The following is a 20575-nucleotide window of genomic DNA, read 5'->3' as shown; positions in this document are numbered from 1 at the left end:
CCCGGCCACCGCACCGGGATTCAGCCGGCGGCCAGCCACCGCCCGTCGCGCATCAGGTCGCGGCCGTGCGGTTCGTCCTCCTCCCGCCAGGCCTGGACCCGCTGGGGAACGACCCTGAAGTACAGGTAGCGGTCGGCCAGCCGGCGCGGGTCGAAGCCGGTCTTGCCGGCGAACACCTCGGCGTCCTCCTCGGGGAGGTCCTCGGGGGTCACCGCCTGGGCGATGCCCTCGATCAGGACGACGTCCCGGGCGGATCCGACACCGAGCCGGGCCCTGCCGGTGGCCACCAGGCCGCGGCCGGCGGGGCTGTCGGCCGCGGTGGCGATCAGCAGCGAGGTGCCGTCCCACACGAACGACAGCGGCACGAGATGGGGCGCCGCGCCGTCGGGAGCGGCGGTGGCGACCCAGGTGTCGACGTCGTGCTCCAACCGGTGGAGGACGTCCTTCCGGCACTGCTCGACGGAACGGGCGGGGGGCGGGGTCATGGCGTACGGCCTCCTCTTTTCGCCGGTCGTTCCCGTTCAGTGTGGTCATGAGCCCCCGGCGCCCGCACGGCGTCGGTCCGGGCGCGCGGGTCAGCGACTCTGCCGGAAGGTGCGGCGGTAGGCCTGGGGAGACACCCCGATCGCCGCGTGCAGGTGCTGGCGCAGCGAGGCGCCGGTGGCGAAGCCGACCTCGGCGGCGATCCGGTCCACCGGCAGGTCGCCGGCCTCCAGCAGGTGCCGGGCGCGGGCCACCCGCTGCTGGATCAGCCAGCGGCCGGGGCTGAGGCCGACCTCGTCGTTGAAGCGGCGGACGAAGGTGCGCAGGCTCATCCGGGCGTGGCCGGCGAGGTCGGCGAGGGTGAGCGGCCGGTCCAGCCGTTCCAGTGCCCAGGCGCGGGTCGCGGCCGTGCTCGCGGCTCCGCTCTCGGGGACCGGCCGCTCGATGTACTGGGCCTGGCCGCCGTCACGGAAGGGGGGCACGACACAGCGGCGGGCGACGGCGTTCGCCAGTCCGCTGCCGTGGTCGGTGCGGACGATGTGCAGACAGATGTCGACGCCGGAGGCCGCGCCGGCGGAGGTGAGCATGCGGCCGTCGGCGACGAACAGGACGTCGGGGTCGAGATCCACTTTCGGGTAGCGGCGGCGGAAGGCGTCGGCCAGCTGCCAGTGGGTGGTGGCCCGGCGGCCGTCGAGCAGACCCGCCTCGGCGAGGACGAAGGCGGCTGTGCAGATGGACACGACGCGGGCGTCCGGCCGGATCCGGGCGAGCGCGGCGGCGAGGTCGCCGGACAGCTCGGCGGGGATGTCGGCGGGCGGCACCGAGGTGATGATCACCGTGTCGGCGGTGTCCAGGATGTCGGGGCCGTGCGCCACGCCGATGGTGAAGTCGGCGCCGGAGCGCACCGGCCGGCCGTCGACCGTGCAGGTGCGCACCTCGTAGCGGCCGTCGGCGGCACCGAGGATGCGGCTGGGAATGCCCAGCTCGAAGGGGTAGGCGCCGTCGAGGGCGAGGACGGCGACCTGCTGCGGGCGGTCGACGCGCGGACGCGGGGCGGGCATGGCATGATCCTATCGGAGATTGGCATTCATGCCATTTCCCGGCCGGGCGGACCCCGGCAGGCTGGTGATCATGAACGATGCGAACACGATGCGTGTCATCAGCCAGGACGTCCTCGGCGGTCCCGGGGTGCTGAGGGAAGCGCGGGTCGAACGGCCGAGGCCGCGGGCCAACGAGGTGCTGGTACGGGTCCGGGCGGCCGGGGTGAACCCGGCCGACTGGAAGCTGCGGGCCGTCGGCGGGCACCTGGGCGAGCCGCCGTTCGTCCTCGGCTGGGACGTCTCCGGGGAGATCGCCGAGACCGGGTTCGGCGTGGCCGCATTCCGGCCCGGTGACGAGGTCTTCGGCATGCTGCCCTTCCCCTTCGGCCACGGCTCGCACGCCGAGTACGTCATCGCCCCGGCCCGGGCCCTGGTGCACAAGCCGGCCGGCCTGGACCATGTGCGGGCGGGCGCACTGCCGCTCGTGTCACTGACGGCCTGGCAGGCGCTGACCGAGCACGCGGACGTGCGGCCCGGACAGCGGGTGCTGATCCACGCGGCGGCCGGCGGGGTCGGTCACATGGCCGTGCAGATCGCCAAGGCGCGCGGGGCGTACGTGATCGGCACGGCGAGCGCGGGCAAGCACGGATTCCTGCGGGAGATCGGCGTGGACGAGCCGGTCGACTACCGGTCCACCGATGTCACCCGGGCGGTGCGGGACGTGGACGTCGTCCTGGACACGCTCGGCGGTGACAACGCGGTGCGGTCGCTGCGGATGGTGCGGCCGGGCGGAGTGGTGGTCTCGATCCTGCCGCCGGCCTCGGACGACTTCCGGGCCGAGGCCGGCCGGCTGGGCGTGCGGGCGGTGTGGATGCTGGTGGACGCCGACCGGACCGGCATGCGGGCGATCGCGGAACTGGCGGGGTCCGGGCGGCTGACGCCGGCGATCGCCGGAACGTTCCCGCTGGCCGAGGCCGCCAAGGCGCACGAGCTGGGCGAGACCGGCCGGACGACGGGGAAGCTGGTGCTGCTGGCGGACTGAGCGAGCCCCGGCGACACGCCGCAAACTCGAAGACATATGTCAATCGAACATGCTCAAATTCCTTCCAACAACGGTAACTTGACGGTCGGAAAGCGACGTCGGTGTGCGGGTGGGAGGTGGTGCCGAGGTGCGACACGAACCTGTATCCCTCACCCGGCAGCTGGGCGTGTACGCCTACCGCGGGCACACGGTGCTGGAGTTCCGGGGCGAGATCGACCTCGTCGCCGCGGAGGAGATCGCCCCGTTCCTCGACCGGGTCACCGGCCGGACCGGTGTGCGGGCCGTGCTCGATCTGCGGCCGGTGGAGTTCTTCGACTGCTCGGGCCTGCGGCTGCTGTACCGGGCGCGCTCCCGGGTGCTCGAGCGCGGCGGACAGCTGCGCCTGGTGTGCACGCACCCGCTGACGCTGCGGGTCATCCGGGTCACCGGCCTGGCCCGGCTGCTGCCCCCGCAACCGGGCCTGGACGCCGCCCTGGACCGCCCGGCCGGGTCGCCGTGAGCAGGCCGTAGGGCACGGTACGTCCCCGGCGGCGGGCCTACGGCGGCTCAGGACCCGAGAACCCCCGGCAGGGCCAGCGCCCCCAGCACGGTCGTGCCCACCAGCAGCCAGGCCACGTAGTCGCCGACGTGTCCGGACTGCAGGCGTCTGAGCGGCGCGGCCCAGCCGGGCGCGGAGGTCCAGTCCGGGCGAATGACGGCGAGACCGGCCAGCGCCACGGCCAGCACGGCGGAGGCCACCCCCAGCAGTACGCCGTGCGCGGTCCAGTGCGCGGCGGCGTGCGCCCCGCCCGGGCCGGCCCGGGCGACGGAGCGGGCGACCAGCGTGCCGAAGCCGGGGACCACGCCCACCGCGAGGGCGGCGGCGAGCAGCACGGCGGGCACGGTCGTCATGGTGTCCGGGATCCGGCTCAGCAGACCGGTGGTCTCGGGCTCCTCGTCCGAGCCGCTCGTCTCGTACTCCGCGTCCCGGGGGCGCGGCCCGAGGCCGAGGAAGACCCGGGCGGTGACCCGCAGCACCGCGCCCGCGGTGATCGCGGAGGCGGCCACGTACACCACCGTGAGCGGGCCGCCGACCGCCTCCTCGGTGACCGCCTTGCCGAGCGCCGTGCCGAACGGCGGCAGCCCGGCCAGGCCCAGGGCGCCGACGGCGCACATCACCCCGGTCGCGCGCAGCGGCCGGCCCCGGCCGTGCAGGGAGTGTTCGTCGACACTGCCGAACCGGTCCAGCAGGGCGCCCGCGCAGGCGAACAGCGCGGCCTTCACCCCGGCGTGCCCGAGGAGGTACAGGGCGACGCCGCCGTCGGCCTCGGGCGTGAGCACGCCGAGGCCGACGAGGAACAGTCCGGTGTGCGCAACGGTGGAGTAGGCGAGGAGCCGTTTGATGTGCCGCTGGTACCAGCACATGACGGCGCCGGTCACGGCGGTGAGGGCGCCGAGGGCCACCAGTGCCCGGGTCAGGTCGGCGGCGGGGATGCCCCCGGGGCCGGCGAAGACGGTGCCGTACACCCGCCACACGCCGTAGGCGCCGAGTTCGACCATGACGCCGGACAGCAGCATGCAGACCGGGGTGGGGGCGACGGCGTGCGCGTCGGGCAGCCAGAAGTGGAAGGGCACTGCGGCCGCCTTGACCAGCAGTCCGGTGAGCACCAGCACGAAGGAGGCCAGGACCAGCGCGTCCGGTCCGCCGGGTCCGGTCGCGTCGAGGCCGTGGCCGATCCGCGCCATGGCCAGTTCGCCGGTACGGGCGTAGAGCAGGGCGATGCCCAGCAACAGCGCGTACGCGCCGAGGGAGTTGACGATGCCGAAGGTGAGGGCGCCCTGGACGGCCTTGGCCTCGTCGATGCGGTAACCGGTCAGGGCGTACGCCACCACACTCATCAGCTCGAAGAACACAAACGCGTTGAACAGGTCGCCGGCGAGGGCGAATCCGCACATGGCGCCCTGGAAGACCAGCATCAGCGCGGTGAACGCGCCGGTGTGGCCGTGCGGGGGCGCGTCGAAGTAGCGCCAGGAGTAGGCGAGGGCGGCGAGGGTGAGCAGTGAGGCCAGCGTGGCCATGCCGAGGGCCGGGCCGTCCCCGACGACGAGGATGCCGACGCTCTCCCGCCCGGCGGGCGGCCAGGCGCCGACCCATTCGGTCATCGTCGGCGCGGAGTCGAGGAGCAGGACGAGGGTGAGGGCGGCGGTGCCTCCGGAGACCACGAACCCGGCGATCTCGACGGCGATCCGGGGCAGCCGGCGGCCGGTGGCCACCAGCAGGGCGGCGCCGAGCAGCGGGAGGGCGACGGGCAGCGGGAGCAGATGGCGCATCAGCCGCGCAGCTCCCGCAGTTCGTCGGGGTCGACCGTGCCGTGCCGCTTGGCGATCTGCAGCACGAGGGCGAGCAGCAGCGCGGTGACGGTGGCGCCCACGACGATGTCGGTGAGGGTGAGGGCCTGCACCACCGGGTCGACCACCGGGCGGGAGCCGGGCCGGATGTCGGAGAAGACGGGCGCGGTGCCGCCGTCGCGGTAGCCGACGGCGAGCAGCAGGACGTAGGTGGCGGACTGGCAGACCGCGAGACAGCCCACGGCGTGGATGAGGTTGCGGCTGGTGGCGAGGCCGTAGCAGCCGGTCAGGAAGAGGTAGGCGGCCACCAGGTACGGCAGGACGTGCATCACGGTGTGCGCCTTTCCGGTTCGTCCGCGGTGTTCAACTGCCGTGCTCCTCCTCGATCTCGACGGCCTGGTCCAGGAAGTGGGCGAGCAGTACGACGGCCGCGCTCGCCACCTCCATGCCGATGGCCGCGTTCAGCAGCGGGACGGTGCCGCCGGAGGACAGCGTGTCGAACGTGCCGTACGGCAGCAGCGTGTTGGCCAGGAAGGCGGTGCCGGCCAGGACCGGGGCGAGACCCAGGACCAGGTAGGCGCTGACGGCGAGCGCGTCGGTGGTCTCGTAGAGGCCGAGCGGGCGGACGCGTTCCAGCGCGCCGTAGTCGGCGCCGAGGTAGAGCAGGTGCAGGGCGGTCGCGGCGACGACCCCGCCCTGGAAGCCGCCGCCGGGGCTGAGCTGGCCGTGGGCGATGACGTAGAGGCCGGTGACCAGGGCGACGGGCAGCACGAGCAGGGCGTAGCGGCGGACCGGGCGGGCCACCTCGGCGGGTTCGGGCGGGGCGCGGTGCTCGTCGCGGGCCTGGCGCAGCAGCACCACGCAGCCGAGGACGGCGGCGAACAGGATGCTCATCTCGCCGAGGGTGTCGTAGGCGCGCTGGTCGAAGTTGACGGAGGCGACGGTGTTGGCGGTGTGCCGCAGGAGGGAGGCGTGGACGGCCCGGTCGCCGTACGGGTGGCGGTCGCCGCCGAAGTCGGGCAGGTCGAGGCAGGCGGCGACGAGCAGGACGGCGAGCCCTGCGCCGCCCACGGCCAGCAACCACAGCCGCAGCCGGTTCACTTCGGCCCCCTCTCCGCACACCCCCGCAGCCGGTTCACTCGGTCTCCTTCTTCGCGCGGCCCCGCCGTCTGACCTTGCGCACCGACAGCATGATCAGCAGTGGGGTGAGGGCCGAGCCGACGGCGAGCTGGGACAGGCCGACGTCCGGGGCCTGGAGCACGGTGAACAGCGCGGCCAGCAGCACGCCCATGAAGGACAGCACCAGCGCCTGGCGGGCGGGGTCGCGCTGGGCCACGGCCGCGGTGGCGGAGGCGGCGACGAGCAGCAGGGCGACGACGATCAGCACGTCAGCCACCCCGCACCCCCCGGAACCCGCCGGCCAGCGCCCGGGAGGCGATGACGTTGCCGCCGATCAGCAGGGCGCCGGTCACCAGCAGTTTCACCAGGGCGCGGCCGGGGCCGACGGCCACGCACAGCGCGGTCACGACGACCGTGCCGGCTCCCGCGGCCGTCCAGGTCAGCCCCCAGGCGCCCGGGCGGCCGTCGGACAGGTCGCCGGAGAGCAGCCGGGCGAAGACCAGCGTGCCGACCGGGCCGAGCAGGGCGAGCAGCAGGGCGAGGTCGACGTAGGCGGGGCGGCCGTAGCCCTGGGAGAGGAGCAGCAGGGCCGGGCAGACGGCGGAGGTGGTCATGTTCTGGGCGATCACCCGGCGGGCCGGCGGGCCGGTGGTCACGCCCCACAGCGCGGCGGTCCCGCCCGCACCGAGCAGGACGGCCGCCGCGAGGTTCCAGCCGTTCACCGCCAGGTCACCGCCCGTCGGCCGGCCCGGGCCAGCACCGCGCCCACGGCGGCACAGCCCGCCCCGACGATGCGCTCGAGGGTGTCGACGGTCGTGATCAGCACCAGCCACAGCAGCGCCAGCGCCGCCCACCAGGCCAGGAGTTCACCGGCGGCCAGGAGGACCGCGCGGGGGGCCGTACGGCGGTTCATGCGGCACCTCCTCGGTGCGTCGCGCAGGGGTTCGCGGCGATATGCCCGGAATGCCACTAGGGGCATCCAAGCACCGCGGGACCCGCGCGGGAGCGGCGGCACGCGGGTCCGCACCCGGAGTGCCCCGGAGGCGTGAACGGAAACCCGGGCGGGTCCGACCGGGCAACCGGCGTGCCGGGCCGGGAAGTTGCCGCCGGGCGGTCGAGGGGCCCGTACGGCCCGGCGTCGACACCTGGTCCGTACCAGAGTATTGACGGCCCCTTATCTCACCCCTTAAATCAAGACACGCATCCCCGCGGGACCCGCGGGATCCCCCACGATGACCCCCACGAGAAAGGGAGAGCCATGGCCTCCCCACGCCTGCTCCGCAGATGTCTCCTCGCCGCCCTGTCCGCGGCGCTGATCGGTTCCGCCGCCGTCGGTCCGGCGCGCGCCGAGAGCACCGCCCCGGCGGCCGCGGCCGTCACCACCTTCTCCGACACCTTCGACGGGCCCGCGGGCGCGGCGGTCGACGGCTCCAAGTGGACGCTGGAGACCGGTGACAACGTCAACAACCACGAGCGGCAGTACTACACCTCGGGCACGAAGAACGCGGCCCTGGACGGTCAGGGCCATCTGGTGATCACGGCCCGCAAGGAGAACCCGGCCGGCTACCAGTGCTGGTACGGCAGCTGCCAGTACACCTCGGCCCGGCTGAACACCGCCGGCAAGTTCACCGCCCAGTACGGCCATGTCGAGGCCCGCATGAAGATCCCGCGCGGGCAGGGCATGTGGCCGGCGTTCTGGATGCTCGGCACCCCGGTCAACTGGCCGGACTCGGGCGAAATCGACGTGATGGAGAACGTCGGCTTCGAACCGTCGACCGTGCACGGCACCATCCACGGCCCCGGCTACTCCGGCTCGGGCGGCATAGGCGCCGGCTACACCCTGCCGAACGGGCAGGCCTTCGCGGACGCCTTCCACACCTTCGCCGTCGACTGGGCGCCCGACTCGATCACCTGGTCGGTGGACGGGAACGTCTACCAGCGCCGCACGCCCGCCGATCTGGGCGGCAGGACCTGGGTGTTCAACAAGCCGTTCTTCCTGATCCTCAACCTCGCGGTCGGCGGCTACTGGCCCGGCGACCCGGACGGCTCCACGCAGTTCCCGCAGACGCTGGTGGTGGACTCGGTGTCGGTGACGACGAGCGACAGCGCCGCCGGGGTGCCGATCCGGGGCCTGGCGGGCAAGTGTGTGGACGTGGCCGGCGCGAACTCCGCGAACGGCACCCCGGTCCAGCTCTACGACTGCAACGGCACGAACGCGCAGGCGTGGACCGTCGGCTCGGACGGCACACTGCGGGCGCTCGGCAAGTGCCTGGACGTCAGCGGCGGCGGCACCGCCGACGGTACGCCCGTCCAGCTGTGGGACTGCAACGGCAGCCCCGCCCAGAAGTGGGCCCTGCCGGCGGCCCGCGACATCGTCAACCCGCAGGCGAACAAGTGCCTCGACGTCGCCGGGAACAACTCGGCCAACGGGACGCGGCTGCAGATCTGGACCTGCACGGGCGGCGCCAACCAGAAGTGGACGGTCGGCTGAGCGGTCCGCTCAGCGCGGCCGCCAGGTGTACTTGTCCCCGCCCACGAACCGGATCACGTCCGGATCGTCGAGATCATGAATGGTGATGCCGTAGGAGGCCGCCGCCTCCAGGACGTCGGTGACGTTCCTGGCCTCACCGACCACCTGACCATCGATCTCCATGATCCGGAACGGCGGCTCACCCGGCTTGCCCGGGCACACGCCGAGGACCAGGATCCGCGGGTGGGATATGTGGGGAGCTGCTTGTTCGGTCATGAATAGAGCCTAGAACGCTCGGCGGGCCGACGGGCGGTCCACGGCGGCCGGCCACGGGACCGTGAGCGTCCGCCGCGGGCGGCCACTCACGGTCGGCGCCAGTCGTCGCTGGTCAGATGGGATCCGGCCTGCGGGCCCATGCGCAGCATGCCGCCGTCGACGCTCCAGGAGGCGCCGGTGACGTACGAGGCGTCGGGGCTCGCCAGGAACGCGATCACGGCGGCGACCTCGCGGGCGTCGCCGGGCCGGCCGAGCGGCACGCCGGGCCGACGCACGGTGTGCACGTCAATGTCCTCCTGGCCGGTCATCGGGGTGGCGATCTCACCGGGCGCGACCGCGTTCACCGTGATGCCGTGCTCGGCCAGCTCCAGGGCCATCACCTGGGTGAGCAGGCCGAGCCCGCCCTTGGCCGCGCAGTACGGGGCCGCGCCGACCCGGGGCTGGTGCTCGTGCACCGAGGTGACGTTGACGATCCGGCCGCCGTCACCCTGCTCGATCATCCGGCGCGCGGCCCGCTGGCCCAGCAGGAAGGGGCCGACGAGGTCGACGTCCAGGACCCGGCGCACATCGTCCAGCGTGAGGTCCAGGTACGGCGTCATCGTGCCCGTACCGGCGTTGTTGACCAGGACGTCGATCCGGCCCAGCTCCGCGCACAGCTCGTCCACGGTGTCGGCGGCCTCGGGCAGCCGGGTCAGGTCGAGCCGGGTCACGACGGCGCGACGGCCGTGGGCACGGACCTGCTCGGCCGTCTCCTCGGCGCCCTTGTCGTCGGTGTGCCAGGTGATCCCGACGTCCAGGCCCGCCTCGGCCAGGCGTACGGCGGTGGCGCGGCCGATGCCGGAGTCCGCGCCGGTGACGATGGCCGCTCGGGGCATGACCGGCCTCCTCTCGGTGAGTGTGGGCATGGCAGTACCCGGGGGCGGGGTGCGCAAACGGTGTGCGCCGTGCGGGCCGGGGTGCGGGTGGTGCGGGACGGCGCGCGCGGTTCCCCGCGCCCCTGCCGGGCGCCGGTGTGAACCTTGAGTGCATGGAACCCGTCGCCGCTCTCGACCGGATCGCGTTTCTGCTGGAACGGGCGCTCGCGCCCACCTACCGGGTACGGGCCTTCCGTACCGCCGCCCGGGCGCTGGCCGCGCTGCCCGGGGACGAGGTGACCGAGCGGGCCGCCGCCGGGACGCTGGAGTCGCTGAAGGGGGTCGGGCCGAAGACCGCGCAGGTGGTGCGGGAGGCGCTGGCCGGTGAGGTGCCCGGTTATCTGCGCCGGCTGGAGGAGGAGGCCGGGGCGCCTGTCGAGGGGCCGGGGGCCGGGCTGCGGGCGCTGCTCCGCGGGGACTGCCACACCCACTCGGACTGGTCCGACGGGGGCAGCCCGATCGAGGAGATGGGGCGGACGGCCGCCGGGCTGGGCCACGAGTGGGTGGCGCTCACCGATCACTCGCCCCGGCTCACCGTGGCCCGGGGCCTGTCGGCCGAGCGGCTGCGGGAGCAGTTGGCGGTGGTGGCGGAGCTGAACGCGCGCTGGGCGCCGTTCCGGCTGCTCACCGGCATCGAGTGCGACATCCTGGAGGACGGCTCGCTGGACCAGGAGCCCGAGCTGCTGGAGCGGCTCGACGTGGTCGTGGTCTCGGTGCACTCCAAGCTGCGGATGGACGCCCGGTCCATGACCCGCCGCATGGTGACCGCCGTACGCGATCCGCACGCCGACGTCCTCGGGCACTGCACCGGGCGCCTGGTGACCGGCCGGGGGCGCCCGGAGTCGGAGTTCGACGCGGACGAGGTGTTCGCCGCGTGCGCCGAGGCGGGGACGGCGGTGGAGATCAACAGCCGCCCGGAGCGGCTGGACCCGCCGCGGCGGCTGCTGCGCCGGGCGGTCGAGGCGGGGGTGCTGTTCGCCGTCGACACCGACGCGCACGCCCCCGGCCAGCTGGACTGGCAGATCCTCGGCTGCGCCCGGGCCGAGGAGTGCGGGGTGCCGCCCGAGCGGGTGGTGACCACCTGGCCGGCCGAGGACCTGCTGACCTGGACCCACGAGGGCCGCCTGCCGGCACGGGCGGCGGGCTCCTGACCCGGGTCGGCCGACACGACGGGTGCCTGTCACCCGCCCGGCGGGGTGCCCCTCCCGGCCCGTGCGACGGGGCCCCGGCCCACACGACGGGGCCCGGCCCACACGACGGGTTTCCGGTCCGCGCGACGGGGTCCCCGCCCGCGTGACGGGTTCCCGACCCGCCCCGGCGTGGTACCCGTTCCCGGAGCGAGCGCCAGGAAAGGATCCCCGCATGGAACGAGCCGCCGTCTTCGACGTGGACGGAACCCTTGTCGACACCAACCACCTCCATGTCGTCACCTGGTGGGAGGCGTTCCGCCAGGCGGGGCACGAGGTACCCATGCACGCCGTGCACCGTGCCGTCGGCCTGGGCTCCACGGACCTGATCGCCCACCTGCTCGGCGACGGCCGCGACCGGGACCAGGACAGCGAGCTGAGCGCCGCGCACACGGCGCTGTACGGCCAGTACTTCGACCGGCTGCCCGCCCTGCCGGGCGCCGCGGAGCTGCTGCGGCGGCTGCGCGGGGATGGCTGGGCGGTGGTCCTGGCCACGTCGGCGAGCGGCGCCGAGCTGGGCGCGCTGCGCCGGGCGATCGACGCGGACGACGCCATCACGGCCACGGCCAGTTCCGATGACGTCCAGGAGGGCAAGCCGGCCCCCGAGCCGGTGGAGCACGCCCTGGAGCTGGCCGGAGTCCCGGCCTCCCGGGCGGTGTTCGTCGGGGACACGGTGTGGGACATGCGGGCGGGCAGCAAGGCCGGGGTGCGCTGTGTGGGGGTGCTGTGCGGCGGGATTCCCCGCGCGGATCTGGAGGAGGCCGGGGCGGAGGCGGTGTACGCCGACCCCGCCGACCTGCTGGCACGGCTGGCCGGGAGCCCGCTGGCGTGAGCCGTGACGCAGGTCACGGGGGTGAACGGAACACCCCAGTGTGGTTGCCCGTTGAACAAGCCGTGGGTGTGGACGGGACAGTGTCCCCGGGCCTCACCATTCGCCCACAGGGACGATCGTTCGGCTGAAGCCCTGTGGAGCCCTTCGCCGCGAGGCGACCGCCGTCCGCTCCCACCACCGACCGCCCCGGCCGTGATTCCCCCGTCACGGCCGGGGCGTTTCCATGACGGCGGCCGGTTCCAGGCTCCTCTCGGCGCCAGCCGTGGGCGCGGTTCCCTGAAGGAACCGGCGGTGCCCAGCCGGCGCGGCGACGCGGTCAGGCCGACGAGCCGGGGCCGGGCGGAAGGTGGACGGTCATGATCAGATGGCAGGTCCCGGTGCCCGCGCCCCGGTAGGTGTGGGGGACGTCCCCGTCGAAGGCGGCGGTCTGGCCGGCTTCCACGGAGTGCTCGGTGCCGTCCACGATCAGCGTCATCCGGCCGGACGTGACGCTGACGGTCTCCACGACGCCGGCCTGGTGGGGGTGGCTCGGGTACTCCTCGCCCGGCTCCAGCGTCCAGCGCCAGACCTCGGCCGGGGCCGGCCCCGAAGTGGTCAGCATGAGCCGGGCCTCACTCCCCCGCGGTCCGGTCCACAGCGGGGCCAGATCACCGGCGGCCACGACGCGTACACGTCCTTCGGCGCGGCCCTCCAGCAGGGCGGAGACGGAGACGCCGAGGGTGTCGGCCAGCCGTACCAGGGTGGCGAAGTTCGGATTTCCCTGGGCCTTCTCCAGCGCGACCAGGGCACCCTTGCTGACCTGGGCCCGCCGGCCGAGTTCGTCCAGCGACAGACCCGCACGGGTACGGGCCGCCCGGACGTTGCGCGCGAGCGTCCGCAGGGCCGCCTCGGTCTCTGCCATCCGATCACTTCCTCAATGGGGCACTGCACTGCACCGCTCGGTCGTTCGATTGACACGCTCCGGTCGGTACGTTGTACGGTTCAGTCGTTCCATTGATAGTAAGGGATCTCTCGTGAATGCTCTGCTCCCGGTCGGTCCGCGGATCACGCTCCGTGCGGCCGCCGGGCCTGCCGAGGGCGTCGGCGCGTCCCTGCGCGACGGAGCCGCCCGGGCCCGCCGCAGGGCCCCGGGCCGCCGTAGGACCAGCCGAACCGCCGTGAGGTCCCGCCCTCCCTGCCCGCCCACCGCCCACCGCCCCTCACCCGCCACCCGCCCCCCCCCTTCCCGCAGGGAGAAGCGCATGTTCATCCAGCCCTGGGACGCCGCCCTGGACGACGCCGAATGGCAGCACTGGATCGCCGAGGGCCACGACTTCGGCCAACTCTGTGTCAACGGCCCGCCCGGCCTGCCGCCCGTCGTCGTCCCCACCCACTTCGCCCCCGGCGACGGCCGTCTGCTGATCCACCTCGCCCGCCCCAACCCGGTCTGGAAGGCGATCGAGCACGACCCGAACGTCACCTTCACCGTCGTCGGCGACTACGCCTTCATCCCCGGCCCCTGGCGCGCCAGGCCGGACATCCCGCCCACGGACGGCGTCCCCACCAGCTACTACGCCGCCGTCCAGTTCACCTGCCGGGCCCACATCATCGACGACCCCGAGGCCAAAGCCGATCTGCTGCGCCGCCAGATGGCACACTTCCAACCCGACGGCGACCACGCCCCGATCGACCCCGACGAGCCCCCGTACGGCCGGATGCTCCCCGGCATCCGCGGCCTGCGCCTGGACGTCGTCGACGTACGGGCCAAGTTCAAGTACGACGACCACAAGCCCGTCGAGCACCGCACAGCCGTCGCCGACCGCCTCACCCGCCGCGGCCAGGGCCTCGACATACCCACCGCCCGACAGCAACTGCACCGGCTGGACCGCGTAGGCACCTGGACCCCCTGACCCGGACCCTGCGCCACCGCAGCACTCACACCCGCACCCGCGTACTCGCACTCGCACTCGCACTCGCACTCGCACTCGCACGAAACAGGTTCTCGCCCATGACCGCCTTCCGCATCAGCCCCGCCGTCGCGGACGCCTTCCCCGACACGCTCATCGCCTTGGTCGCCGTCACCGGTCTGCGCGGCCACGAGCCCTGGCCCGCCACCGTCACGGCCGTCGAGGACCTGGAACGGCAACTCGCCGCCGGCACCTGGCAGCCGGCCGACGAGACGGACCCGCGCATCGAGGCGTGGCACACCGCCTACCGCTCCTTCGGCACCAACCCCCGTCGCGTCCGTCCCAGCGTCGACGCGCTCGGCCGCCGCATGGCCAAGAAGGGCAGCCTGCCGCGGATCAACCCGGCCGTCGACTCCTACAACGCCGTCTCCGTCCGCCACGGCCTGCCCGCCGGCGCCTTCGACCTCGACCACGTCACCGGTGACGTCGACATCCGCCACGCCGAAGGGGCCGAGGAGTTCACCCCGCTCGGCGAACCCGACACGGTCGAGACACCGAAGCCCGGCGAGATCATCTACGCCGACACCACCGGCGTGCTGACCCGCCACTGGAACCACCGCGATGCCCACCGCACCCGCGTCACCGAGGACTCGACACGCGTCGCCTTCGTCCTGGAAACGCTCCAGGCCACCCGCGACGGCCACCTCCTCAAGACCGCGGCGGACGAACTCCAGGACCTGCTCGCCCCCCACAGCGACCGGACGACGGTCCACTACCTCAGCCCCGCGGACCCCCGCATCGACACCTGACCGGGGCCGCATTCCGGAATGCGTTCCGCTGAACCGGCCTTGGAACGCATTCCGGAACCACTCACCGGCCGGAGCCCCCATCGGCCGCTCGCCTAAAGGGCGGCGAACTCGACCGTGTCGCCGTCTCCGTCGAGGTTGAATCCGAATTTCTCGGCGACCAGTGTGGTGCCGTCGCTGAAGTAGAGCGTGACGCGGGCGACGTCGATGGTCCAGTTGTCGTTGCCGTTCGTCTTGATCCACATGCGGACCCGGAAGCCGTAGCAGTCCGACTTGCCCGTGCCCGGCGCCTCCACCACGAGCGGGACGATGTGATGGGAATCGTCGTTGTACGTGGTCATGTCCTTGCCGGAGCTGTCCGCGTTGTTGATCGAGGCCAGCAGCGACTTCTCGTCACTCGTCTTGACGGTGATGTAGATACCGGTGTCGTGGTCCTTGTTGTCACCGTCACCGGTGAGCGTGAAAAGCTCGGCACGACTCAAGGTCGGCCCCACGCAATACCCTTCGCCTCCGCCGTTGCACGCCGCGGCCACCGGCTGATCGGCGACGGCGACGTCCTGGTCCGGGCCGTCCCTTTCCACACTGGCCATATTTCCCCCTGCGAGTCTGCCGCGAATTCGGTCACTCGTGATGTACCCTCGCCGACTTCCCCCAACAGTCCCGACGACGAAGAAAGGATTCCGCCGAAATAGGTCATATTTACTGACCGCAAGCGGTGATCGAAGCCGATCAGTGCGACGCCCGTATTTCCGGAGCGGTCGTCGGGCCGCTCCGCTACGGTGCGGCCATGGCGAACTTTGTGCTGGTTGCAGGGGCGCGGCTCGGATCGTGGGCGTGGGACGATATGGTGCCGCATCTGCGTGCGGCCGGCCATGGCGTCCACCCGCTGACACTGTCCGGTCTCACTGAGAAGCAAGGCGTGCAGGCTGGGCAGCAGACCCATGTCCAGGACATCGTTGATGAGGTCGAGCGCCAGGACCTGCGTGAAGTCGTTCTGGTAGGTCACAGCTACTCGGGTGTCCCAAGCGGTCAGGCCGCCGAGCGGATCGGCGATCGGCTGCTGCACATGGTGTTCCTCGACTCCAGTGTGCCGACCGATGGTGAACCGTTCGTCTCGGCCTGGCCGGATGGCGGAGCGATGGTAAGGGCATCGCTCGCCGAGAACGGGGGATTCTGGCCGGTCGCGCTCGCAGCCCACTTCCAGGGCCACGGTCTCACCGACGCGCAGATCGCACGGATTGTGAGCGGTTCAACGCCGCATCCCGGTGCCACGCTGACTGAACCCGCCGTACTGGAAGGGCCGCTTGGCGACCTCCCGGCGACCTACATCAAGTGCACGCTCGGTGACCCCGAGCCGAGCGACGACGTAGCCCAGTTGCTGACCGGTGGGCGCTGGCGGCTTATCGAGATGGAAACCGGCCACTGGCCGATGTTCTCCCAGCCACGCGAACTGGCGCAGGTCCTCCTCGGCATAGCCGGGACGTGACCGCAGATCCACGCTTGTGGGCTGGCAGGCACCCTGTACGCCATCCAGATATCGGTGGTGGTTTCCAGCCGGACAGCTGACTCCGTACGCACACGAAAGCCGCCGCCCGGTGCACCGGGCGGCGGCTGTTCGCGGTTCGGGGCGCTTACTCGATGACGTTCAGCAGCAGGTTCGGGGAGCCCGGACCCGGCTTGCCGACGACGCCCTTGGACGCGCCGTCCGTCAGGGCCTTGGCGACCGCGTCGGGCTTGGCATCCGGGTGGCCGGCCAGGTACACGGCCGCGGCGCCCGCGACGTGCGCAGAAGCCGGGGACGTGCCGGACGTGGTGGCCTCGCCGCCGCCCCTCTTGGCACTCGCGATGTCCACGCCGGGGGCGTAGAGGTCGAGGACCTTGCCGTAGCTGGAGAACTTGGCCTGCGCGTCGCTCTTGTCCGTGGCGCCGACCGTCAGCGCCTCCTTGACCCGTGCAGGCGAGGAGTTCCCTGCGTCCGCACTTTCGTTTCCGGCCGAGACCGTGTAGGTGATGCCCTTGGCGATGGAGTTGCGGACGGCGGTGTCCATCGTGTCGCTGGCGGGGGTCCTCAGCGACAAGTTGGCCACGGACGGGCCGCTGGCGTTCCGGGTCACCCAATCGATGCCCGCGATGATGGTCGCGATGTTGGTGATGCCTTGGTCGTTCATGACACGGACCGCGACAATATTGGCCTTCTTCGCCACGCCGTATTTCTCGCCCGCGACAGTGGAGGCGACGTTCGTGCCGTGGCCGTGACCGTCGGTCGCGTCGTCGTCGTTGTCGATGACGTCCGCGCCGGACTTGGCGCGGCCACCGAAGTCGGGGTTCTTCATGTCCACACCGGTGTCGATGACGTACACGGTGACGCCCTCACCGGCCTTGTCCGGGTACTTGTACTTCTGGTCCAGTTTCAGCTTGGGGGTGTCGATCCGGTCCAGGCCCCAGGAGGGGGGGTTGTCCTGCTCACCGGCGGGGTATGCCTTCTGGTTGGCGACGACCTTGTCCACGGCCGGGTCGGCGGCCAGCTCCCTGGCCTCCTGCGCGGACATGGCCGCCGAGTAGCCGTTCAGCACCGCGGTGTAGGTCTGCTGCACCTTGCCGCCGTGGTCCGCGATGACGGACTTGCCCTTGGCCCGGTCCGTCTTCACGTTCACGGCGGACTTCTTCATCGTGACGATGTAGCTGCCCTTGATGACATCGGCGGAGTTCGCGCCGATGACCTTGCCCTCGGCCTCGGTCGGGGTCGCGTTCGCCGGGAGGGCGGTCGCGGTGCCGATCGCGGCGGCGGCCACCGCTGCCGATATCCCGACAGCAACTCTCATGCGCTTCAATGCCATAGCGAATTTTCTCCTCTAAGCGGGGGTGGGTGGGGGGAGGCATCAGTCATCCCGACAACCTCCGCCCCGGCGAAGGACGGCGGTTGCGGTTCAGGTGGTGGTACCGGTTCTCCTGGTAGCGCTACGCGACCGAAGTCACTCGACGACGTTCAGCAGCAGGTTCGGGGAGCCCGGACCCGGCTTGCCGACGACGCCCTTGGACGCGCCGTCCGTCAGGGCCTTGGCGACCGCGTCGGGCTTGGCGTCCGGGTGGCCGGCCAGGTACACGGCCGCGACGCCCGCGACGTGCGGGGCGGCCATGGACGTGCCGGACATGGTGGCCTCGCCACCGTGCAGGCCCGCACCCACGATGCCCGAGCCGGGGGCGTAGAGGTCGAGCACCTTGCCGTAGTTGGAGTACCCGGCCTGCGCGTCGGTGTTGTTCGTGGCGCCGACGGTCAGGGCCTCCGTGACACGTTGGGGCGACCATTTACCCGCGTCCATCCAGAAATTACCGGCGGCTACCGTGAAGGTGATGCCCTTGGCGATGGTGTTGCGGACGGCGGTGTCCAGCGCCTCGTGGGCGTTGAATATGGACGACAGGTTGACCACGGACGGACCGCTGGCGTTCTTCACCACCCAGTCGAGGCCCGCGATGACGTTTTCCGCGGTGCCGTGGCCACCGTTGTCGAAGACGCGGACCCCGACGATGTCGGCCTTCTTCGCCACGCCGTACTTCTCGCCCGCGACAGTGGAGGCGACGTGCGTGCCGTGGCCGTGACCGTCGGTCGCGTCGTCGTCCCCGTCGACGACGTCCGTGCCGGACTTGGCGCGCCCGCCGAAGTCCGGGTGCGTCGCCTCCACACCGGTGTCCACGACGTACACGGTGACGCCCTCACCGGCCTTGTCCGGGTACTTGTACTTCTGGTCCAGTTTCAGCTCGGGGGTGTCGATCCGGTCCAGGCCCCAGGAGGGCGGGTTGTCCTGCTCACCGGTGAGGCGGCCCTTCTCGTTGGCGAAGACCTTGTCCACGGCCGGGTCCGCGGCCAGCTCCCTGGCCTCGCCCTCGGACATGGCCGCCGAGTAGCCGTTCAGCACCTCGGTGAAGGTCTTCCGCACCTTTCCGCCGTGGTCCGCGATGACGGACTTGCCTTCGGCCTGGTCCGTCTTCACGTTCACGGCGGACTTCTTCATCGTGACGATGTAGCTGCCCTTGATGGCATCGGCGGAGTTCGCGCCGATGACCTTGCCCTCGGTCTCGGTCGGGGTCGCGTTCGCCGGAAGGGCGGCCACGGTGCCGATCGCGGCTGCTGCCACCGCTGCCGATATCCCGCCAGCGATCAGTCTGTGCTTCCGTGCCATAGCGAATCTTCTCCTCTTTCCAGGTGCTTCTGTGGGGGGTGTGTGCCATGAGGCGCAGCACGTTGACGCGTCTGGGACAAGAGCCGTCCAGACCTCGCAACACGCTTTTCGCCTGTGACGTCCGGCAGTTCGGGCTTGCCAAGCGGTCATGCGAACTCGCTTGCAGGAAAGCCGGTTTGTCGGCGAGGACGGCCGCCACTGTGTTCGGTGGGGCGGGTTCGGCTGCGGCCGGAACGGTGAAGGTGGAGGGGACACCGCGGACGACGAGCAAAGCGCCAGCGACTTTGGCGTCTCTGCCGAATCTCATGGTGTTCCTCTCCTTCGTGGTCCCACGGCGTGCACGTGGCTGAGGTTCCGTCGCCGTGACATCGCAAGTGGACACACGGGATGGTCGATTGGCGGAGAGGCTACCGATCGTCCGAGCCCCTGTGGACCGCTCGCGACGGTGGGCCGTATTCAGCCGTATTCACCATGCTGAGCTGCGGGAGCATGTCCGCGGAGGGCCGTGCAGGTCCTCGAAGGCTTCGGTGACGTGCGACTCCGGCACTCAGAGTGCGGAACGTGATCTTCTGTCCGGTCTGTGATCGCTCGATGGTGTGATGTTGGGGTATAGCGGCCGGTCAGAGGTTCGGGGTTCACTGGGTTGTGGCATGAGCATGCGCAAGCCGTACGCGAGTGACGTTTCCGGCGAGCAGTGGGCCCTGGTCGAGCCCGTGATCACAGCCTGGAAGGCCGCGCATCCGTCGGTCAGTGGCCACCAGGGCGGATACGAGATGCGGGAGATCGTGAACGCGATCTTGTACCAGAACCGCAGTGGCTGCCAGTGGGGGCTGTTGCCCCACGACCTGCCGCCCGCCAGCGCGGTGAAGTACTACTTCTACAAGTGGCGCGATGACGGCACCGACCAGACCATCCACGATCTGATCCGATGGCAACTGCGGGAGAAGAACCGGCGGTTACTGAGGTGGAACTCGTGATGTCGCTGGGTTGCTCAGGTGGGTCTGATGGCCAGGCCGGTCTCAGTGAGGCAGCCGTCTATGAGGTCGCTGCGGTAAAGGGTGTTGCACAAGGCTCTGAACTGGGCATCTCTTCTGTATGGCCGGGGTCTTACGCGCTGAGCGGATGTGGGTGGAGACGTTCACGGGACTGCGGATGACGCAGTTTTCGGGTCTGCTGAAGGTAGTGCGAGAGCGGGGTGGCAACGGCACGCTGCGGGGCCGGTCGTGGTCGCTGCCGCTGGCGGAACGGGTGCTGATGGTCGCGGTGTACTACCGCACGAACCTGACCATGCGTCAACTGGGCTCGCTGTTCGGCGTCTCCTCCTCCACGGCCTGCCGGGTCATCCAGCGGCTGGGACCCTTGCTCGCACTCGAGCCCGCCTCCCGTTCGGCCGAGGCGGCGGACCGGTTGTGGATCGTGGACGGCACCCTGGTCCCGGTCCGAGACCGGAACGTCGGCTCATCGTCACGCAACTACCGGTTCTCCGCGAACGTGCAGGTCATCGTCGATGCCGACACCCGATTGGTGATCGCCGCAGCACGGCCGGTGCCGGGCACCACCGCGGACGCGCACGCCTGGCGGGCCTCCGGGCTGAGCGGCCACTGCCAGGACGTGACCGTCCTGGGCGATGGCGCCTACCTCAACTGCGGGATGGTCGTGCCGCACCGCAAACGCCCGCACCGCCCTCTTCTGCCGGGCGAGGAAGAGGACAGCGCCGCCCATCGCAAGGTGCGTGCACGGGTGGAGCATGTGATCGGCCGGATGAAGAACTACAAGATCCTCCGCGACTGCCGGCAGCGCGGCGATGGGCTCCACCACGCGGTCCAGGCCGTCGCCCACATGCACAACCTCGCCCTTGCATCATGACCAGAAGACCGCCAGCACCGGCCCTGACCTGCCCAAACACGGCCTTGTGCAACACCCTTTAAAGGGTGTCCCGTATCGGCGGTGCGGTGCCCACGGGTCGAGTGGCGAGTGAGGGTGGGCTCATACGCCCTCGTCGTACCCCTGTGCG

The 20575-nt window shown here is 71.5% G+C and carries 23 protein-coding genes and 1 pseudogene; 10 read left to right on the top strand and 14 right to left on the bottom strand.

Going from position 1 to position 20575, the window contains the following annotated elements:
- Positions 1-20: 20 nt before the first annotated feature.
- Positions 21-485 (bottom strand): pyridoxamine 5'-phosphate oxidase family protein, encoded by a 465-nt coding sequence (locus IE251_RS26345; protein WP_189755500.1) that lies wholly within the window; start codon positions 483-485, stop codon positions 21-23.
- Between the two features lie 90 nt (positions 486-575).
- Positions 576-1544, bottom strand: a complete 969-nt coding sequence (locus IE251_RS26340) for a GlxA family transcriptional regulator (RefSeq protein ID WP_189755499.1) — start codon at positions 1542-1544, stop codon at positions 576-578.
- 70 nt (positions 1545-1614) lie between these two features.
- Here IE251_RS26340 and IE251_RS26335 point away from each other — a divergent pair, with 70 nt between their 5' ends.
- Together IE251_RS26335 and IE251_RS26330 are read left to right on the top strand one after the other, a co-directional pair.
- A complete protein-coding gene (locus IE251_RS26335) occupies positions 1615-2565 on the top strand; it encodes an NADP-dependent oxidoreductase (RefSeq protein WP_189755498.1) in 951 nt (316 codons plus the stop codon).
- 127 nt (positions 2566-2692) lie between these two features.
- Positions 2693-3064 carry an anti-sigma factor antagonist gene (locus IE251_RS26330; protein WP_189755497.1) on the top strand — a complete coding sequence of 124 codons (372 nt, stop codon included), beginning with the start codon at positions 2693-2695 and terminating at the stop codon, positions 3062-3064.
- Positions 3065-3111: 47 nt separating this feature from the next.
- Here IE251_RS26330 and IE251_RS26325 read toward each other — a convergent pair whose 3' ends face one another.
- Genes IE251_RS26325 through IE251_RS26300 form a run of 6 tightly spaced genes read right to left on the bottom strand, consistent with a single transcriptional unit; the run spans position 3112 to position 6925 of the window.
- Positions 3112-4875, bottom strand: a complete 1764-nt coding sequence (locus IE251_RS26325; protein WP_189755496.1) for a complex I subunit 5 family protein — start codon at positions 4873-4875, stop codon at positions 3112-3114.
- Entirely contained in the window at positions 4875-5222 is a 348-nt protein-coding gene (locus tag IE251_RS26320; protein ID WP_189755567.1) for a sodium:proton antiporter, read from the bottom strand. The genes IE251_RS26325 and IE251_RS26320 overlap by 1 nt, the downstream gene beginning before the upstream one ends.
- A 34-nt stretch (positions 5223-5256) precedes the next feature.
- A complete protein-coding gene (locus IE251_RS26315; RefSeq protein WP_189755495.1) occupies positions 5257-5994 on the bottom strand; it encodes an MnhB domain-containing protein in 738 nt (245 codons plus the stop codon).
- A 34-nt stretch (positions 5995-6028) separates the two neighbouring features.
- A complete protein-coding gene (locus tag IE251_RS26310; RefSeq protein WP_189755494.1) occupies positions 6029-6289 on the bottom strand; it encodes a Na(+)/H(+) antiporter subunit B in 261 nt (86 codons plus the stop codon).
- Complete coding sequence (locus IE251_RS26305; RefSeq protein ID WP_189755493.1) at positions 6282-6734, bottom strand: MrpF/PhaF family protein; 453 nt, start codon at positions 6732-6734, stop codon at positions 6282-6284. Before IE251_RS26305 ends, IE251_RS26310 begins: the two co-directional genes overlap by 8 nt.
- Positions 6731-6925: a hypothetical protein gene (locus IE251_RS26300; protein WP_189755492.1), complete on the bottom strand. Its 195-nt coding sequence runs from the start codon at positions 6923-6925 to the stop codon at positions 6731-6733. The genes IE251_RS26305 and IE251_RS26300 overlap by 4 nt, the downstream gene beginning before the upstream one ends.
- Before the next feature lie 345 nt (positions 6926-7270).
- Between IE251_RS26300 and IE251_RS26295 the strand changes: the two genes are divergently transcribed.
- Complete coding sequence (locus IE251_RS26295) at positions 7271-8503, top strand: glycoside hydrolase family 16 protein (RefSeq protein ID WP_189755491.1); 1233 nt, start codon at positions 7271-7273, stop codon at positions 8501-8503.
- Positions 8504-8512: 9 nt separating this feature from the next.
- Here the strand turns inward: IE251_RS26295 and IE251_RS26290 are convergent, their stop codons facing one another.
- Positions 8513-8758 (bottom strand): hypothetical protein, encoded by a 246-nt coding sequence (locus IE251_RS26290; protein ID WP_030780124.1) that lies wholly within the window; start codon positions 8756-8758, stop codon positions 8513-8515.
- Between the two features lie 86 nt (positions 8759-8844).
- Positions 8845-9633 carry an SDR family oxidoreductase gene (locus IE251_RS26285; protein WP_189755490.1) on the bottom strand — a complete coding sequence of 263 codons (789 nt, stop codon included), beginning with the start codon at positions 9631-9633 and terminating at the stop codon, positions 8845-8847.
- 152 nt (positions 9634-9785) lie between these two features.
- On the opposite strand from IE251_RS26285, the gene IE251_RS26280 reads away from it, so the two are divergent.
- Complete coding sequence (locus tag IE251_RS26280) at positions 9786-10823, top strand: PHP domain-containing protein (protein ID WP_189755489.1); 1038 nt, start codon at positions 9786-9788, stop codon at positions 10821-10823.
- Between the two features lie 211 nt (positions 10824-11034).
- Positions 11035-11691, top strand: coding sequence for an HAD family hydrolase (locus IE251_RS26275; protein WP_030780132.1), 657 nt, complete (start codon positions 11035-11037; stop codon positions 11689-11691).
- A 316-nt stretch (positions 11692-12007) separates the two neighbouring features.
- Here IE251_RS26275 and IE251_RS26270 read toward each other — a convergent pair whose 3' ends face one another.
- On the bottom strand, positions 12008-12592 hold the full coding sequence (locus tag IE251_RS26270; protein WP_189755488.1) for a helix-turn-helix domain-containing protein: 585 nt from the start codon (positions 12590-12592) through the stop codon (positions 12008-12010).
- Positions 12593-12932: 340 nt separating this feature from the next.
- Here IE251_RS26270 and IE251_RS26265 point away from each other — a divergent pair, with 340 nt between their 5' ends.
- Positions 12933-13580: an FMN-binding negative transcriptional regulator gene (locus tag IE251_RS26265; protein ID WP_189755487.1), complete on the top strand. Its 648-nt coding sequence runs from the start codon at positions 12933-12935 to the stop codon at positions 13578-13580.
- A gap of 98 nt (positions 13581-13678) precedes the next feature.
- The gene (locus tag IE251_RS26260; protein ID WP_189755486.1) at positions 13679-14386 is read left to right on the top strand and encodes a B3/B4 domain-containing protein; all 708 of its coding nucleotides are present in this window, start codon (positions 13679-13681) and stop codon (positions 14384-14386) included.
- A gap of 92 nt (positions 14387-14478) precedes the next feature.
- Here IE251_RS26260 and IE251_RS26255 read toward each other — a convergent pair whose 3' ends face one another.
- Positions 14479-14973 carry a hypothetical protein gene (locus tag IE251_RS26255; protein ID WP_229896938.1) on the bottom strand — a complete coding sequence of 165 codons (495 nt, stop codon included), beginning with the start codon at positions 14971-14973 and terminating at the stop codon, positions 14479-14481.
- Positions 14974-15170: 197 nt separating this feature from the next.
- Between IE251_RS26255 and IE251_RS26250 the strand changes: the two genes are divergently transcribed.
- Entirely contained in the window at positions 15171-15869 is a 699-nt protein-coding gene (locus IE251_RS26250; protein ID WP_189755566.1) for an alpha/beta fold hydrolase, read from the top strand.
- Between the two features lie 145 nt (positions 15870-16014).
- Here the strand turns inward: IE251_RS26250 and IE251_RS26245 are convergent, their stop codons facing one another.
- Together IE251_RS26245 and IE251_RS26240 are read right to left on the bottom strand one after the other, a co-directional pair.
- Positions 16015-17220 carry a S8 family peptidase gene (locus IE251_RS26245; RefSeq protein ID WP_189755485.1) on the bottom strand — a complete coding sequence of 402 codons (1206 nt, stop codon included), beginning with the start codon at positions 17218-17220 and terminating at the stop codon, positions 16015-16017.
- 135 nt (positions 17221-17355) lie between these two features.
- Positions 17356-18561: a S8 family peptidase gene (locus IE251_RS26240; protein WP_189755484.1), complete on the bottom strand. Its 1206-nt coding sequence runs from the start codon at positions 18559-18561 to the stop codon at positions 17356-17358.
- Between the two features lie 650 nt (positions 18562-19211).
- Here IE251_RS26240 and IE251_RS26235 point away from each other — a divergent pair.
- Positions 19212-19520: pseudogene (locus tag IE251_RS26235) on the top strand (transposase); the annotation flags it as partial.
- A gap of 136 nt (positions 19521-19656) precedes the next feature.
- On the top strand, positions 19657-20427 hold the full coding sequence (locus IE251_RS26230; RefSeq protein WP_189755483.1) for a transposase family protein: 771 nt from the start codon (positions 19657-19659) through the stop codon (positions 20425-20427).
- Positions 20428-20575 lie beyond the last annotated feature (148 nt).

It is taken from the genome of Streptomyces eurythermus (assembly GCF_014649115.1).
Classification (GTDB): domain Bacteria; phylum Actinomycetota; class Actinomycetes; order Streptomycetales; family Streptomycetaceae; genus Streptomyces; species Streptomyces eurythermus.
This window is presented reverse-complemented; position numbering and strand designations above follow the sequence as displayed.